At 52.5% G+C, this 16,478-nt stretch carries 14 protein-coding genes and 1 pseudogene; 14 read left to right on the top strand and 1 reads right to left on the bottom strand.

Annotation, left to right across the window (positions count from 1 at the left end; all coding sequences use genetic code 11):
- The 9 genes and pseudogenes from KO497_RS13635 to KO497_RS13595 form a co-directional block, all read left to right on the top strand.
- Positions 1-271: pseudogene (locus tag KO497_RS13635) on the top strand (hypothetical protein); the annotation flags it as partial.
- 271 nt (positions 272-542) lie between these two features.
- Positions 543-743 carry a hypothetical protein gene (locus KO497_RS13630; protein ID WP_215944506.1) on the top strand — a complete coding sequence of 67 codons (201 nt, stop codon included), beginning with the start codon at positions 543-545 and terminating at the stop codon, positions 741-743.
- 704 nt (positions 744-1,447) lie between these two features.
- A complete protein-coding gene (locus KO497_RS13625) occupies positions 1,448-2,455 on the top strand; it encodes a LacI family DNA-binding transcriptional regulator (protein ID WP_215944505.1) in 1,008 nt (335 codons plus the stop codon).
- A gap of 160 nt (positions 2,456-2,615) precedes the next feature.
- The gene (locus KO497_RS13620; protein WP_215944504.1) at positions 2,616-3,671 is read left to right on the top strand and encodes a sugar phosphate isomerase/epimerase family protein; all 1,056 of its coding nucleotides are present in this window, start codon (positions 2,616-2,618) and stop codon (positions 3,669-3,671) included.
- Positions 3,671-4,804 carry a Gfo/Idh/MocA family protein gene (locus tag KO497_RS13615; protein WP_215944503.1) on the top strand — a complete coding sequence of 378 codons (1,134 nt, stop codon included), beginning with the start codon at positions 3,671-3,673 and terminating at the stop codon, positions 4,802-4,804. Before KO497_RS13620 ends, KO497_RS13615 begins: the two co-directional genes overlap by 1 nt.
- Positions 4,801-6,309 (top strand): sugar ABC transporter ATP-binding protein, encoded by a 1,509-nt coding sequence (locus KO497_RS13610; RefSeq protein WP_215944502.1) that lies wholly within the window; start codon positions 4,801-4,803, stop codon positions 6,307-6,309. Before KO497_RS13615 ends, KO497_RS13610 begins: the two co-directional genes overlap by 4 nt.
- Positions 6,309-7,307 carry an ABC transporter permease gene (locus KO497_RS13605; RefSeq protein ID WP_252729670.1) on the top strand — a complete coding sequence of 333 codons (999 nt, stop codon included), beginning with the start codon at positions 6,309-6,311 and terminating at the stop codon, positions 7,305-7,307. The genes KO497_RS13610 and KO497_RS13605 overlap by 1 nt, the downstream gene beginning before the upstream one ends.
- Positions 7,308-7,349: 42 nt before the next feature.
- Entirely contained in the window at positions 7,350-8,297 is a 948-nt protein-coding gene (locus KO497_RS13600; RefSeq protein WP_215944501.1) for an ABC transporter substrate-binding protein, read from the top strand.
- A 168-nt stretch (positions 8,298-8,465) separates the two neighbouring features.
- Entirely contained in the window at positions 8,466-9,317 is an 852-nt protein-coding gene (locus tag KO497_RS13595) for a DUF6635 family protein (protein ID WP_252729669.1), read from the top strand.
- 189 nt (positions 9,318-9,506) lie between these two features.
- Here the strand turns inward: KO497_RS13595 and KO497_RS13590 are convergent, their stop codons facing one another.
- Positions 9,507-10,562: a LacI family DNA-binding transcriptional regulator gene (locus KO497_RS13590; protein ID WP_215944500.1), complete on the bottom strand. Its 1,056-nt coding sequence runs from the start codon at positions 10,560-10,562 to the stop codon at positions 9,507-9,509.
- 178 nt (positions 10,563-10,740) lie between these two features.
- On the opposite strand from KO497_RS13590, the gene KO497_RS13585 reads away from it, so the two are divergent.
- The 5 genes from KO497_RS13585 to KO497_RS13565 all read left to right on the top strand — a co-directional run bounded on the left by KO497_RS13585 (position 10,741) and on the right by KO497_RS13565 (position 16,473).
- Complete coding sequence (locus tag KO497_RS13585; RefSeq protein WP_215944499.1) at positions 10,741-12,255, top strand: sugar ABC transporter ATP-binding protein; 1,515 nt, start codon at positions 10,741-10,743, stop codon at positions 12,253-12,255.
- A 1-nt stretch (position 12,256) separates the two neighbouring features.
- Positions 12,257-13,276: an ABC transporter permease gene (locus tag KO497_RS13580; protein ID WP_215944498.1), complete on the top strand. Its 1,020-nt coding sequence runs from the start codon at positions 12,257-12,259 to the stop codon at positions 13,274-13,276.
- A gap of 21 nt (positions 13,277-13,297) precedes the next feature.
- A complete protein-coding gene (locus tag KO497_RS13575) occupies positions 13,298-14,347 on the top strand; it encodes a substrate-binding domain-containing protein (RefSeq protein ID WP_252729668.1) in 1,050 nt (349 codons plus the stop codon).
- Positions 14,348-14,506: 159 nt separating this feature from the next.
- A complete protein-coding gene (locus tag KO497_RS13570) occupies positions 14,507-15,466 on the top strand; it encodes a YncE family protein (protein ID WP_215944497.1) in 960 nt (319 codons plus the stop codon).
- Positions 15,466-16,473 (top strand): 4-hydroxythreonine-4-phosphate dehydrogenase PdxA, encoded by a 1,008-nt coding sequence (locus tag KO497_RS13565; RefSeq protein ID WP_215944496.1) that lies wholly within the window; start codon positions 15,466-15,468, stop codon positions 16,471-16,473. Before KO497_RS13570 ends, KO497_RS13565 begins: the two co-directional genes overlap by 1 nt.
- Positions 16,474-16,478: the final 5 nt, after the last annotated feature.

Below are 16,478 nucleotides of genomic sequence, written 5' to 3'. Positions count from 1 at the left end.
CCTGCTTGATCCCGTTCTTGCGGACGGTGGTGTGCTGGGTGATGTCACTGGAAACAGCGGGATTTTGGGTGACGTCACTGGCAATGACGGCGTTCTGGGTGACGTGATCGGTGATGAGGGGCTTATTGCCGAAGCGACAGGTTTGAACCTGATCACAGATGGCAATGCAGACGGCGCAGGCGACCTGCTTGGCGGGTTGACCGATGGAGTGCTCGGCGGTTCTGATCTTTTGGGGGGACTTCTTTCCTCAATTGACGATATCGCTGGATAAGTACTCGTAACGTAGAGGTCGGGCAGGAATGGCTTGCCCGACCTCATCTTTGAACTTCAAGGGCCGATTGTGTCCGGACAACATCCCGAAATCGTGTCTCCTTTTCAGGAGATTGCGTAGGAAAGGCTTCTCTTAAAAGCTTTTCCGCATCGTAGGACGCTTTGCTGAACTAAAGAGCCCTGCGATTTGAGAGGCGGGTTGTATCATCCCATACTACCACTCACCCAGTATAATCTGCCTCTCTCCCTAAATAGAGTAAGGCACCTATCGAATGACCGATAATAACAATTCTGAAACAGTTCTAAGGGATGAGTCCAGAGGTTTCGTGGAAAAAGCGATGCACGCAAGTCTTATTGCTGAAGTCTCGGGGTTTGCAGCAACCGCATTGGCGTTAGATGCCATGGCTAGAGAGCAGGCGCGATTGAGCTTGCCGCAGTGTAAGGCCACCACAAGTGATTGTTTGAACCTTTAGGCGGCAAGAGCGCGCTAATCCGGTGCTGTTGTAAACTTGTCAGATACGCAGGCCGCTTACCCTTCTTTTGGAGAGCTTTGTAAGAGAGACTTTTTAGTGTCGCGTCGTGATGTCTGATGACGTTGTAGAACCACTCTCTGGTCGAGTCCTGCCGCGAGGTCGACGTCACCTTTCTAACTTAAAAGCCAGAAAAACTCTTGCAGATCGGATCGGTTTGAAGGCTCGATTTTCCCGTTGGTCTGAGGTGTGCATCCGTTTGATGCGGCGGGCTAAATTTGCCGACATGCCAATCAAGTTTAGCTTGGAATTCATGGCCGAGAACGGTGTCTGACTGACTGTCGTCACTGCGCGGATCAAAGGGTGGCGCGTTTGTCTGGATCTGGCGCGGGCATGGCCAACAATGGCGGTTCACGAAACAATTTCCTCAAAGTATCAAGATAGCTGGCGTTCGCGGGCGCGCGTTTTTGTGTACATAAGGCCTTGGGGCTCTAAATGTTTATGATGCCCTTTTCGTTACACGTCATGTCAATACTTTATATATATTACAGATGCTTGTCCGAAAAGTTAAGCAAATTTATAGCGAGTGCCATTTCGATAAAATTATAAAATGATGAATGTTCATCATAATTTTGATTGACGTACCTCAAATCTGTTCCTACGGTCCCACTGGCTTGAGGGAGGTTTCAAGCCTGAGGGGGGATTTGATGAGCGGACCTACGGTACATGATGTCGCTTTGGTGGCTCAGGTGAGCTTGGCTACGGTTGACCGTGTCCTAAACAACCGTGGCGGGGTGTCCGATAAGGCTGTTGCTAAAGTGAATGCGGCCGTCGCTCAAACTGGATATGTCCGCAATATCGCTGCTGCAAACTTATCACGTCGCAAAGTCTACAAGTTTTGTTTTGTCGTTCCGTCAAGTGACACAGGTTTTGTGGCTTTGTTGTTGCAAGCGCTTGAGTGTCAGCGTCTTGCCTTAGTCGAAGAGCAAATTCTGATTCAGATTGTGCAAACGCGCGCCTTTGATGTCGCCGGTCAGGTGGAGGCTATGCGCAATTTGGACTGCGATGCGGTCGCGCTTATGACAAGTGAAGCGCCTGAAATTCAAGAAGAAGTCACTCGCCTACGCGCTAGTGGCGTGCGTGTTGTTACCCTTGTCGCAGATTTGCCCCATTCCGACCGAGAGGGCTATGTCGGGCTCGACAATGTCGCCGCCGGACGCACAGCGGCTGAGTTCATGGGCCGGTTTATTCGCCCTGCCGGTGCGGTTTTGATGATTGCGGGATCGCTGTCTTCACGTGATCACAACGAGCGCTTGATGGGCTTTCGTGCGGTTATGAAAGAGCGATTTGATACCCTTACTCTTTTGCCAACGGTTGAGGGCGACGATGACGCGGCGACTGTTGAGCGCCTCATAACAGATGCGGCAGCCGAGCAGCCCTTGGTAGGGATTTATGGCATCGGAGCGGGAAATCGGGGCTTGGTGCGCGCCGTTAAGGCACTCGATCCCAAACCCGTTGTTATCGTTCACGAACTTACGCCAACATCCCGCGATGGCTTGCGTGACGGAACCGTCGATTTGGTGCTGGATCAGGATGCTCCTGCGGCTGTTGTCGCGGCGGTTCGGCTTATGCGCAATTTGATAGAAGTACGTGATTTACCCAAGGATACAGGGAAAATTAGAATGAATATCTATGGCAGAGAAAACATCTCATGAGCCGATACTTTGCAGATATCGACCCGTTTCAGTCGGGGGAGTGGATGTCTGCGTCCGTTGCTTGAAGGCGGCCCAAGTCTCAGGGCTGAACCTGTTTCAGGACAACAGGGAAAATGAAAATATCGTCAACCGTTTTGTGTGACGTCAGGGAGGAAAACTGATGAAAACGATCAAAGGTCCAGCACTATTTCTAGCGCAATTCGCAGGCGATGAAGCGCCGTTCAATTCGTGGGAGTCCATAACCAAATGGGCGGCTGATTGCGGCTATAAAGGCGTCCAAGTCCCCAGTTGGGATGCCCGTTTGATCGATCTGGATAAGGCTGCAACATCCAAAGGATATTGCGAAGATTGGGCAGGTCAGGCGCGGGCCAACGGTGTTGAAGTCACTGAGCTTTCGACACATTTGCAGGGCCAATTGGTCGCTGTACATCCGGCCTATGACGATGCTTTTGACGGTTTTGCCGCCCCCGAAGTTCGTGGCAACCCAAAAGCCCGCCAAGCATGGGCTGTTGATCAAGTGAAAAAGGCGCTGACGGCCTCAAAAAACCTCGGTATCGGCGCGCATGCGACATTCTCGGGTGCGCTTGCTTGGCCCTATGTCTACCCTTGGCCTCAACGCCCCGCTGGTTTGGTCGAACAGGCTTTTGATGAGCTGGCCAAGCGCTGGTTGCCCATTTTGGATCACGCCGAAGACTGTGGCGTTGATGTTTGTTACGAAATTCATCCAGGCGAAGATCTGCACGACGGGGTCACGTATGAGATGTTTCTAGAGCGCACAGGCAACCACGCCCGCGCCAACATGCTTTACGATCCGTCACATTATGTTCTGCAATGTATGGATTACCTTGATAACATCGATATCTACAAAGACCGTATCCGCATGTTCCACGTCAAAGATGCCGAGTTCAATCCGACGGGTCGCCAAGGTGTTTACGGTGGTTATCAATCATGGGTCGACCGCGCAGGACGCTTTCGGTCTTTGGGCGATGGTCAGGTTGATTTTGGATCGATCTTTTCAAAAATGGCTGCCATCGATTTTGATGGTTGGGCTGTGGTGGAATGGGAATGTGCGCTTAAACATCCCGAAGACGGTGCGCGCGAAGGGGCGCAATTTGTCAAAGACCATATCATTCGCGTGACTGAACGCGCGTTTGATGATTTCGCAGACAGTGGCGCTGATACGGCGCTGAATGCCAAAATGATGGGGATCAGCTGATGAAACCGATCCGTTTAGGTATGATCGGTGGGGGTAACGATGCCTTCATCGGTGGCGTTCACCGTATTGCAGCCCGCATTGATGGGCGGTTTGAATTGGTCGCGGGGGCATTGTCGTCGACGGCTGAGAAATCCAAAGCCTCAGGCGCGGCATTGGGCTTGGATGCCGACCGCTGCTATGGCGATTTTAACGAGATGGCCGCGCGCGAGGCGGAGTTGGAAAATGGCGTCGAGGCTGTCGCTATCGTCACCCCCAACCACGTGCATTACCCCGCTGCGCGTGCATTCTTGCAACGTGGTATTCACGTGATCTGCGACAAGCCGCTGACATCGACCCTTGAAGATGCCAAAAAACTTGTGGCCGCTGCAGAACAGTCAAACGCGCATTTCATTTTGACGCATAACTACACGGGCTATCCGATGGTGCGCCAAGCGCGTGCGATGGTGGCGGAGGGTCTGCTGGGTAAAATCCGCGTTGTGCAGGCTGAATACCCGCAAGATTGGTTGACCATGCCGCTTGAGGGCGAAGGGTCGAAGCAAGCCGAATGGCGTACGGACCCAGCGCGCTCTGGCGCTGGTGGTTGCGTGGGGGATATCGGCACGCATGCATACAACCTTGCAGGTTTTGTCACGGGGCTGACTTTGGACAGCCTTGCAGCGGACCTGACCAGCTTTGTCGAGGGGCGGCGTTTGGATGACAACGTGCATGTGATGCTGCGCTATGAGGGCGGGGCGAAAGGCATGCTGTGGTCGTCGCAGGTCGCGCCCGGCAATGAAAACGCTTTGAAGTTGAGGGTTTACGGCGAAAAAGGTGGCTTGGAATGGTCACAAGAGGACCCCAATTATCTGTGGTTCACGCCCCACGGCGAAGCCAAACGTCTTTTGACCCGCAATGGTGCCGGTGCTTATGGCGTCAATCAAGAGGCCTCACGCATTCCACCCGGACACCCCGAAGGCTATCTTGAGGGCTTTGCAAATATCTATAACGAGGCGGCTGATGTGATCGTTGCCGCGCGTGATGGAGCGACCATCGAGCATCTTTTGCCAACGGTGCATGATGGGCTGGATGGCGTGACCTTTATTGATGCCTGTGTGCGCTCATCTGCGGGCGATGCTGCTTGGGTAAAAGTATGAGCGATCAACTGACGCTTTCACTTAATGGGATTTGCCGCAGTTTCGGCCCCGTGCAGGTGTTGCACGATGTGGATATCGCGCTTCACCCCGGCCAAGTCCATGCTTTGATTGGTGAAAACGGCGCGGGCAAGTCGACGACGATGAAAATCATGTCGGGGTATTTGGCCCCGACGACTGGTGAGTTGACGTTAAACGGCGTGCCTGTGTCTTTCATGAATTCGCAAGACGCCGAGGCCCAAGGCGTGGTTTTGATCCACCAAGAGTTTAATCTGGCGGATCAGTTGAGTGTCGAGCAAAATATTTTCCTCGGGCATGAGAAAACTCGCGGGCTTTTCTTGGATAAGGCTGCGATGCAAGCCGAGACACGCGCGTTGCTCAAACGCTTGAACTGTGAGGTCGATCCTTCGGCGCGTGTCCAAGATATTGCCAATGCTGACAAGCAAATGGTTGAAATCGCTAAGGCATTGTCGCGCAATGCGAAAGTGTTGATCATGGACGAACCAACGGCTGTTTTGACGACACGCGAAGCGGATGTCTTGTTCGAACAGGTTGAAAAGCTGAAGGCCGACGGCGTGGCTATTTTGTTCACATCGCACAAGCTGGATGAGGTAAAACGGATTTCGGACCAAATCACCATTTTGCGCGATGGTCATGTTGTGTCGCAAGGTCCCGCAAGCGATTACGACGAAGACCAGATGGCCACGGCCATGGTCGGGCGTGATGTGTCGTCGCTATACCCTATGCGTGCTGGCGAGGTTGGCACAACGGCTGCGCTTGAGGTGTCGGGGCTGACTGTGCCTGGGTTTGCTGAAGACGTATCTTTCACCCTGCATAAAGGTGAAATACTGGGAATCTCAGGCTTGATCGGTTCGGGGCGCACAGAAATGATCGAAGGGCTGGTAGGATTGCGCTCCGCCACGGGCCAAGTGCGCCTGAACGGGGATGACGTTCGTTTTAAATCCCCAAGCCAAGCACAGGCCGCAGGGCTTTGTTATCTGACAGAAGACCGCAAGGGCCGTGGTCTTTTGTTGAACAAAGGAATGCGCGAGAATTTAACGTTACAAAGTCTGCCAGATTTCACCAACTGGCTGATCGATCATGCTGCCGAAGAAGTCGCACTGACAAAAGCGATCGAAGAGTTCGACATTCGCGCGCCAACCCGTCACGTCGCTGTGGGCAATTTGTCAGGTGGCAATCAACAAAAACTGTTGATCGCCAAGATCATGCTGGCCGACCCGAGCATCGTGGTCATCGACGAACCTACACGCGGTATCGATATCGGCACCAAACAACAGATTTACGAATTCATTCACGCCCTCTCGGCGCAGGGCAAATCGATCATCGTCATCAGCTCTGAAATGCAAGAGGTCATTGGTCTGGCGGACCGTGTTCTTGTCATGCGCACTGGTCGCATTGCAGGCGAAGTGTCAGGTGCAGACATGACCGAAGACAAAATCGTCCGGCTCGCTATGGGGCTTGATGCGCAAAAGGAAGAAACAGTTTGATGGCCACTGCAGTTAAAAACACACACACCAAAAACATGCTTTTGGATCTTAAAATCATGGGGCCAATTCTTGCCCTTATCGTGTTGGTGCTTGTCGGTGCCGCGATGAATGGAAACTTCTTAAGTGCTGGTAACATCAGCAATGTTTTGTCCCGCTCGGCCTTTATTGGCATCATCGCAGTGGGTATGACTTTTGTCATCACTGCGGGGGGCTTGGACCTTTCTGTGGGCTCAATGGCCGCGTTTATCGCTGGCTTGATGATCCTTGTGATGAACGGATTGCTGCCAACGATGGGGGCAGGGTGGCCTTTGGTCATGGTCGGGCTTTTGACGGCGATTGTGGCCGGTACAGCGGCGGGGTTCATCAATGGGTTTCTCATCACAACCATGCGCATCGATGCGTTTATCGTCACATTGGGCACGATGGGTATCTACCGCAGCCTTGTGACGTGGCTGGCCGATGGAGGCACGCTGTCTTTGGATTTCGGGATGCGCGCTATCATTCGTCCGATCTATTTTGACGGCATCCTTGGTATCAGTTGGCCGATCATCGTCTTTGCCCTTGTCGCGATTATTGGCGAAGTGGTTATGCGGCGTGCGGCCTTTGGGCGTCATGTTGCGGCTGTTGGATCGAACGACCAAGTCGCACGCTATTCATCGGTCAACGTCAACAAAGTGCGCATGATGACCTACGTCTTTTTAGGGGTTTTGGTTGGCATCGCCACCATCATGTATGTGCCACGATTGGGGTCTGCATCCTCTAGCACTGGCGTGCTTTGGGAACTCGAAGCGATTGCGGCCGTGATCATCGGCGGCACCATGCTTAAGGGCGGATTTGGCAGGGTTTGGGGCACCATCATCGGTGTGCTGATCTTGTCTTTGATTGGGAATATTTTGAATTTGACTGACGGTGTCTCACCCTATCTGAACGGTGCGGTCCAAGGGGTCATCATCATTCTCGCTGTGATATTGCAGCGCGATAAAAAGGCAGAAGGCTAAGGCGCCATTTGCAGAGAAAATTGGTTATTGGGAGGAAAAACCATGAAGTTTACTAAATTTGCAGGTGCAGTCGCACTTGGTGCAACACTGGTCATGCCCGCTTTTGCACAAGACACAAAGGTCATCGGCGTATCCATTCCGGCGGCGACCCACGGTTGGGCTGGTGGTATGAATTTCCACGCTCAAGAAGCGGTCAAACGCCTTGAAGAGGTCTACCCAGAACTGGACTTCGTTTTGGCAACGGCATCAGATGCAGCCAAACAGGTCAACGATATCGAAGACATGGTCGCGACACGCAATATCGACGCGCTGGTTGTTTTGCCTTTCGAATCCGAACCTTTGACCAGCCCAGTGAAAGCCGTTGCTGACGGCGGTGCATGGGTCACTGTTGTGGATCGTGGTTTGTCGATCGAGGGAATCGAAGATCTTTACGTTGCAGGTGACAATGCGGGCTTTGGTAAAGTGTCCGGCGAATTTATGGTCTCCGCAATGCCTGAGGGCGGTAAAATCGTTGCATTCCGTGGCATTCCAACCTCGATCGACAACGAGCGCGTCGCAGGGTTCGAAGCGGCCATCGAAGGATCTGGTATTGAAATCATTGGCATGGAACATGGCAATTGGAACCGTGATGACAGCTTTGTTGTGATGCAGGATTTCTTGTCCAAACACGCGCAAATCGATGCTGTTTGGGCCTCTGACGATGACATGGCCATTGGTATTCTGGCTGCAATCGAAGCGGCAGGTCGCGACGATATTCAGTTCGTTTTGGGCGGTGCTGGTATGAAAGAAATGATTGCCCGTACCCGTGATGGCGACACAATGATCCCTGCAAACGTCACTTACCCGCCATCCATGATCGCGACAGCGATTGAATTGACGGCCGTTGGCCTGACATCAACTGCGCCAGTCTCAGGCACGTTTGTGATCGGGTCCGTCTTGGTCACGTCCGACAATGCGGCTGAATTCTATTACGCAGACAGCCCGTTCTAAGGCATACTTCTTTAAAACACGCCTCAAAGCGAGGGGGCACAAGATTCCTCGCTTTGAATTTATTACACCGCCCTTGATCGCGGTGCGAAGATCAAGCTGCCCTTGCAGTCGTGAAATACTAAGATGTGTCGCAATGCTTACATCACGATCAGATATCCTACATAAGGTATGATGAAGGATCGTGAGGAAGCCGTGGGCGTGAGTGGTTTGACACCAAATGATAATCTGCAAGCTGAGGTCAACGCATTCGTGCGTGCGACATTTGGGCTGCGAGGCACTTTGCGGCTTCATCGCTTTGCCTTTGGCTTTGATCTGTTACGTGCCCCTGCGAATGTCTTGTTGGCGCCTGTTTTTCTTGTGATTCAATTGATTGCCCTGAGCGCGCGGGCGATACGATGCCACAAAGCCTCTGTTTGGATATCGCAACGTAAGATTATGCTTGAAACCAATGTGTCCAAGCAGGTCGCCATGCGTGTTATGGCATTTATCGGAGAACTTGAAGCAAAGGGCGTTGTCATTGCCTGTCCAAAAGAGATCGTCGAGCACGAAATCGCCAACTATACAGGTGTGCGCAGTGCTGTGAGCGAAATAACGACGACACTCGTGATAATCATTGTGGGGATCTTTGTCTTTCAGACGGTCACTCCGGGGGTTATCTCTATCACGGGACAGGTGGCTGAACTGAGAGCCCACGCCCATGCCATCGCGAATTTCCCGCTCGGACAAGGGTTGGGCAGGCTGTACTATGGTGTGTTCTCGACGGACCTTAAGCCTTGGGAGTTGGTCACAACGGGCGTTGTCCTGTCGATGTTGGCGTCTGTCGTGACGACTTTCGCAGGGGTGATCGCGGACCCGCTGCAGGTGATGACGGGAACGCATAGGCGTCGTTTGTGTCGCCTTATTAAACGGTTAGAGGTCGCATCAGATCGCAATAACACCATTGCGCGAGAACACATCACGGCCCGTCTTGCTGATCTGAGCGATATAGCGCTTAACCTTTGGCGCAGTCTGCGCGGGTGAATGTCACGTGTGGATGGGGCCTGCGTGACCAACATAGTTGAGCAGCCTTATGCACTGTTATCTCGCGCGCCTCTGAGAGAGGCTTTCGTTTGGCCCGCCGCGCCGCCTCTTGTAAACGTCAGCATTGATGTTTAGGCGATTTCGGCAGAAACGGTTCCATAGAAAAGAGGGAGCAATGTTGCGCATGAGTTATGTCTTAGAGTGATCTATGGTCTCATCAATGTCGGGTTTAAGCTGCATTCTACAGGTCGACCCTGGGATGAGTTTGAAACCGACGTCGCGGGTTCTTTTGATGGGTTGTTGATTGACCTGCGCCAATAGCATTTCAGCGGCAATTTGTCCGATACGCAAATGGGGTACTGCGATGGAGGTCAATCGGTAGGGTTGGATCGAAGCAATTGGTAGATCGCCCCAGCCTGCAATACCTATATCACGCGGAATTTCTAAACCTTGGCGTCGACAATATTCATAACCACCGACAGCCATGTTGTCGTTTTGATAAAAGATAACGTCCACATCTTTATGCGCAGCTAAAAGCTGTTCGGTTCCGTATAGCCCTGTGTAAAATCCGGGGACATCTTTCAGCAACAGTTTCTTTTTGACGGTGCCGCCCGCGTCTTCTGCGGCTTTGGTAAATCCGGCCAAGCGCGAACTGGCGGCATTGGCTGTGTCATGCGATGTGCCGACATAACCGAACTTGGTGTAGCCAAGCTCGCCCAAATACCGGCCCATGCTGTAGCCACTGTCAAAATGATTTAACCCGACACACATATCGAGCGGGTTTGAATTGAAATCCCAAATTTCGACAATAGGGATGCCAGCCCCTTTCAAAAGCTGCATCGCGCGCGGGCTATGCGAACGTCCGGTGACAATGAGGCCAGCGGGCTGCCATGACAGCACTGTTTCAATCCATGCTTCTTCTTGATCCAAAGCGTGCTCGGTCATTCCCAGAACGGTTTGATGTGCGAAGGCAACGAGTTTACGATCTATGCCCTCTAGCAACTGCGCAAAAATTTCATTGCCCAGCTCAGGGATACTGACGCCCACGAAAGTGGATTTCTTGTCGCCGGCAAAAACGGTTGCCAAACGATTCGGCAGATACCCAAGACGGTCAACTTCGGCCATGACTTTGTGACGTGTCTTTTCCGAAAATCCGCCCTCATCACGTATGACGCGACTGGCTGTCATCTTTGAGACACCGGCTGCTCTCGCCACTTCTGCTAGGCTAATTTTGTTATTTTTCATGTGGTTAGTCGTGACTCTGCATTATTGCGTTACGGGTAACATTTCATATTGACTTATCGTCAATCTCAACCAATGCTAGAGGAATGTTACGGGTAACTCAATAGTATGTTGAGGAGCATCGAGTATCCCGCAGCTTAGCGTTTTCAAAAATTTGAAGACCAAATTGAGGGAGGATGGTGTGCCGGGGGCAACCAAAAATAACTTGTTTTTTGACGGGATCAAAAAGCATTTCGGGGGCACTTATGCGCTTCGAGATGTGTCCCTCAATATTGAGCGCGGCGAAATCGTTGCGCTTCTTGGCGAAAACGGCGCGGGAAAATCGACGCTGATTAAAATTCTTGGCGGTATTCATAAAGCCGATGAAGGCCGTGTGATGATCAATGGCGCGCCATATGAACATCGCCCCGGTGGTTTTGGTGAACGTCAGTCCGTTGCATTCATTCACCAAGATCTAGGCATGATTGAATGGATGACTGTTGCCGAAAATATAGCGCTCGCGTTGGGCTATTCACAAAAATCAGGGCTGATAAACTGGCGCGAGGTCAATGATTTCGCTGCCAAAGCCCTGACCAAGGTTGGCTGTGATTTTGACCCGACCACCCGCGTACAAGACCTTACACGAACTGAAAAATCTCTTGTGGCGATTGCACGGGCTTTGGCTGTGGATTGTGATTTTCTTGTGCTTGACGAGCCGACGGCTTCGCTGCCAGCGGATGAGGTCGAGGGGTTGTTTAAGGCGCTGCGACCTTTGAAAGAGCAGGGCGTGGGAATGATTTATGTCTCGCACCGGCTTGATGAAATTTTCCAAATTGCAGACCGTGTCGCGGTGTTGCGCGATGGCGAAATGGTCGGGCTGCGCAGCATTGATCATACCACCCCTGAAGAACTGGTTTACATGATCGTCGGGCGCAAAACGCGGCAAGTGATGAAGGTGAACCGAGACCTTGGAGCGCCTATTCTAAAAGTCGAAGCGATGCAGGTTGAAGCCGCTGGACCCGTGGATTTTGATTTGCGTGGCAATGAAATTTTAGGTCTCGTCGGGTTGCGCGGTGCGGGGCACGAGAGTGTTTCGCGGGCCTTATTCGGTGCGGAACCCTTTGAAGGCGATGTGACACTGCTTGGTGAGACGCCAGATTTGACCTCGACCATTACAGCTTTGGCCTCAGGCATCGGACTTGTTGCGCGAGATCGTACAGAAGAATCCGTGGCCATGCCTTTAACGCTGCGGGAGAATACATTTTTGAACCCCGGCGCGGTTGGACGTTCGCTGTTTTCATTCCTTAGCCCGCGCGCTGAGACCGCATTGGCCGAGAAAATTGGCGAAGATGTGGCTTTGTCGCCAAATGATCAGAGCATGGCGATTGAATCTCTTTCGGGGGGCAATCAACAAAAGGTCGTCATGGGACGTTGGCTTGAAACCAAACGCAAACTTCTGATCTGCGAAGATCCGACCGCTGGTGTGGATGTTGGTGCAAAGGCTGAAATCTATGCTTTGCTGAACCGCGCCATGCAAGAGGGGGTCGGCATTGTGATTGTTTCGACGGATTTCGAAGAGATCGCGGCGGTCTGTCACCGCGCGATCGTCTTCAGTCAGGGTAAAATTGCCGAACAGCTTTCCGGCGCCGAACTCACCACAGAAAATCTAATTCAAGCGGCCTCTGCGGGAAATGCAGTGGCGCAGCGAGGACAATAATATGCAATCTCTTGACTCAAACGCGCTAGAACCCACCAAAGCTGAATTGAAAAATGCGTCATTGAAAACCCGCATGCTGCGGTATCTACCTGTCTATGGTTTGGTTATTTTGACGGGCCTGTTGATTATTCTGTTTTCAATCCTGCTGCCCAATACATTTCCAACGATGCTTAACCTGCGTGCGTTGATTTCAGACAAGGCCATCATCGCTTTGCTCTCGCTTGGGGCTATGATCCCGATGGCGGCAGGGCGTATCGATTTGACCGTCGGATATGGCATCGTGTTGTGGCATATTCTTGCGATTTCCTTGCAAACGATTTTTGGCTTGCCTTGGCCTGTCGTCGTGGCAATCGTTTTGCTGCTTGGATTGCTGTCCGGTTTTTTAAATGGCTGGTTGGTCGAAGTCGCGCATATTGACTCCTTCATCGCCACGCTCGGCACCGGCACGGTTCTTTACGCTTTGGCTCTTTGGCACACAGGTGGTCGCCAGATGGTTGGTGCGCTTCCTGACAGCTTTTTGGCGCTCAATGGCACCTTTGTTTTGGGGCTGCCGATCACGGGGTTCTATGTGCTTGGGATCACACTGACCATGTGGGTGGTTCTCGAATACACCCCCATTGGTCGCTACCTTTACGCCATTGGTGCAAATCAACGCGCCGCGCAGTTGAATGGTATTCCGACACGTAAATTTGTCATCGGCGCCTTTATGACCTCAGGCTTTTTGACCGCTTTCGCTGGTGTGCTGCTCGCATCGAAACTGCGTATTGGTCAGGCCTCGGTCGGTTTGGAATTCTTATTGCCAGCACTTGTGGGGGCCTTCTTGGGCTCGACCACGATCAAACCCGGACGGGTAAATGTTTGGGGCACAGTTGTCGGGGTTGCGATCCTTGCTGTGGGGATTTCTGGCATTCAACAATTCGGGGGATCCTTTTGGGTGGAACCGATGTTCAACGGTGTAACCTTGCTGATCGCAATCGGTATCGCAGGCTACGCTCAGCGTCGCAAAGGCGCGAAAAAATAACGGATCATATGGGAGGAGATTATGATGCTTAAGAAAAACGTAATGACGGTGTCTGTAATGGCATTAGCACTCGGGCTGGGACAGTCAGCTTTTGCCCAAGAGGGCTTTGACGGCCCAACCACAGGACCAGCAGGTGCTGAAGGTAAATCGATCGTCGTCGTGGCGGGAGATTTGAAAAATGGTGGTATTCTTGGTGTGACCAAAGGGATCGAAGAAGCCGCCGCCAAAATCGGATGGGAGGTTCGTGTTTTGGACGGGGCAGGGTCTATCCAAGGGCGCACAGCGGCCATCGGCCAAGCCGTTGCTCTCAAAGCCGACGGTGTGATCATCAACGGTTTCGACGCGGTTGAACAACAAGCCGCACTCGAAGGTGTGGTGAAGGCGGACATCCCGATGGTGGCCTGGCATTCCGGTCCCATTATCGGCTGTGACGCGCCGGGGGGCATTTTTGCCAATGTTTCTACCGATGCGATGGCCGTGTCCGAAGTTGCGGCAAAATGGGCTATTGAAGATGGCGGCGACAAGGTTGGTGCGATTATTTTCACTGACTCAACTTATCAGATTGCGATCGATAAGGCGGACCGGATCAAAGAAACCATTGAATCCATGGGGGGTACGGTCCTTGAATATGTGGACACGCCAATCGCAGATACCTCTGCACGGATGGGGCCATTGACCACCAGCTTGTTGCAAAAATATGGCAGCGAATGGACCCATGCTTTGGCGATCAACGATCTGTACTTTGACTTTATGGGGCCAGCATTGGCCGCAGTTGGCATCTCAAGCGCCAAGGGCCCACAAGCGGGCTCTGCAGGTGACGGATCTGAGGCGGCGTTTCAACGTATTCGCAGCGAAAGCTATCAAGCTATCACTGTGGCTGAACCTCTCAACTTGCAAGGATGGCAGCTCGTCGATGAGTTGAACCGCGCGATCCAAGGTGAATCCTGTTCCGGCTATATCACGTCACCTGCCTTGGTGACATCCGAAGGTTTGGCCAAGATGGGTGAGAGCAATCAGTTCGACCCAGATATCCCATATCGCGCCTCTTACGCCGCGATTTGGGACCAGTAAACGCTTAGGCCGCGGGCCATCTCTACGTTGGGATGGCCCGCGGTGTCGCACCTGCATTGATAGGCTTTAAACGTAGGGTTTTACAATTTGTGTTTGACCGGTTCAGATGTGAACGGTAGTTGTGTTACCGGTCACAATTGGCGCTAAAAGGAGATTCGCGTGGCGCAATCCATGATGCTCATCGAAAAATGCAGCCACTGTGTGAGTTGGTATGATATCGACACCGGCGCTTTACAGGGGCGGTTGGAGTTACCACAATACCCGCATGAATTCGTGGTCGATGCAGATTTTAAATATGCTTATGTCGGCCATTACGGTGTGCAAAATTCAGGTATCGACGGGACCAGCGGGCGTTCTGTGATCGTTGTTGATATCGAAAAGCAAGCCATCGCACATACCTATGATTTGGGCGAGCACGCGCGACCGCATGGCATTGAGCTAGACGCTCAAGGGCGGCTTTATGTGCTGTCGGAATGGACTGCGCATCTGCTGGTCAAAGACAAACCACGCAGCTTTGATCAAGGCTGGGATTATATCACCCCAACAGGCGGCACCAAATCGCATCTCTTTGCGTTGAGTGATGATGGTGACACCGCATATTCCATGAATTTGACCTCTGGTGATGTGACGATGTTCAAGCCGCGTGATGCTGCTTTTGCACCCGTGTCACTCAAAACGGGCGAGAAACCAGAAGGGCGCTGTTTGCGTGACGATGCGGGCGTTTTGTACACTTCGCAGCGGGGGTCCAACACTGTGGCGGTCATCGATACTGCGCGTTTGGAAATCCTGCGCAGATTCCCCACGCCCAACGATCCTTGCCGCATTTATTACGACGCAAAACGCAATCGCCTACTCACAATGAACCATTTCGGAGGGTCGTTTTCTGTTTTTGATGAGGCAACCGGCGAGATGCTTCACGAGCAAAAAACGCCTGCCAACCCGCTGGCTTTGTGCATCGATGATGAGGCGGATTTTGCCTATATTGCTGTCGATTGTGAACAGGTCCAGCGGTTCAACTTAGACACATTTGAGGTCGTTCAGACCTTTAATACTGGTGTTGAGCCAGACGTGATGGTGATTTTGCCAGACGGATATTCAAAACATTGGGAGGGGCTGTGATGAGCAAGCCACGTATTGCAATTGTGCCGGGAGATCCGTCAGGGATCGGGCCGGAACTAATCGCAAGATTGTTGAATGAAGAGGGGGTTCTAGAGGCTGCCGATATTGTACTCGTCGGGGACAGTCACCTTTGGCGTCAAGGTGCGGATCAAGCGGAACTTCCAGTTACGCTAAACACGATTGACGAGAGACAGATTGCAACCCAATCTGGCTTGTCGCATCTGGAAATGGAAACGATAGCCCCTGAAGATGTCAAAATATCCGAGGTCACTGTCGCGGGGGGGACCACCTCGTTGCGCTGTCTTGATAAGGCTCTGGATTTGGCCCAAGCGGGTCTGGTGGATGGCGTGCTTTTTGCGCCCTTTAACAAAGCGGCGATGACCTCTGCTGGTCTCAATGCCGAAGATGAGCATAAATATATGGCGCGTTATCTTGGGTTCGAGGGGCATCACTCTGAAATCAACGTACTTGATGCACTGATGACCACCCGCGTGACCAGCCACATCGGCATCAAAGATGTCGCGGCCAATATCAGTCAAGAGGGGGTCGCGAAGGCAGTCAATCTTGCCCATGATACCCTGCGACGAGCGGGGCAGGAGCGGCCTAGAATTGCAGTGGCTGCGCTGAACCCTCACGCGGGGGACAACGGAAAATTTGGTCGTGAAGAGATCGATATCTTGGAACCTGCGATCAAGAAATTCCAAGACAAACAGATGAACGTCACAGGCCCGTGGCCGTCTGACACTGTGTTTCTCAAAGCCATGCGCGGCGAAGTGGATGCGGTGGTGACGATGTATCACGATCAAGGTCAAATCGCGATCAAGCTGATGGGGTTTGAACGTGGCGTGACTGTGGCAGGGGGGCTGCCCATCCCCGTCGCAACGCCGGCTCATGGCACGGCTTTTGATATCGCAGGGCAAAATAAAGCCAATGTCGGCGCAACGCAGCAAGCCTTTGAACTGCTTGTGCGCATGGCAAAAAATCACCGCGCAGATCGCAACGCATAGGACTG

This window comes from Pacificibacter marinus (assembly GCF_018860665.1).
Taxonomy (GTDB): domain Bacteria; phylum Pseudomonadota; class Alphaproteobacteria; order Rhodobacterales; family Rhodobacteraceae; genus Celeribacter; species Celeribacter marinus_A.
The sequence above is the reverse complement of the archived record's forward strand: the minus strand, read 5'-3'. Positions and strand labels throughout refer to the sequence as shown.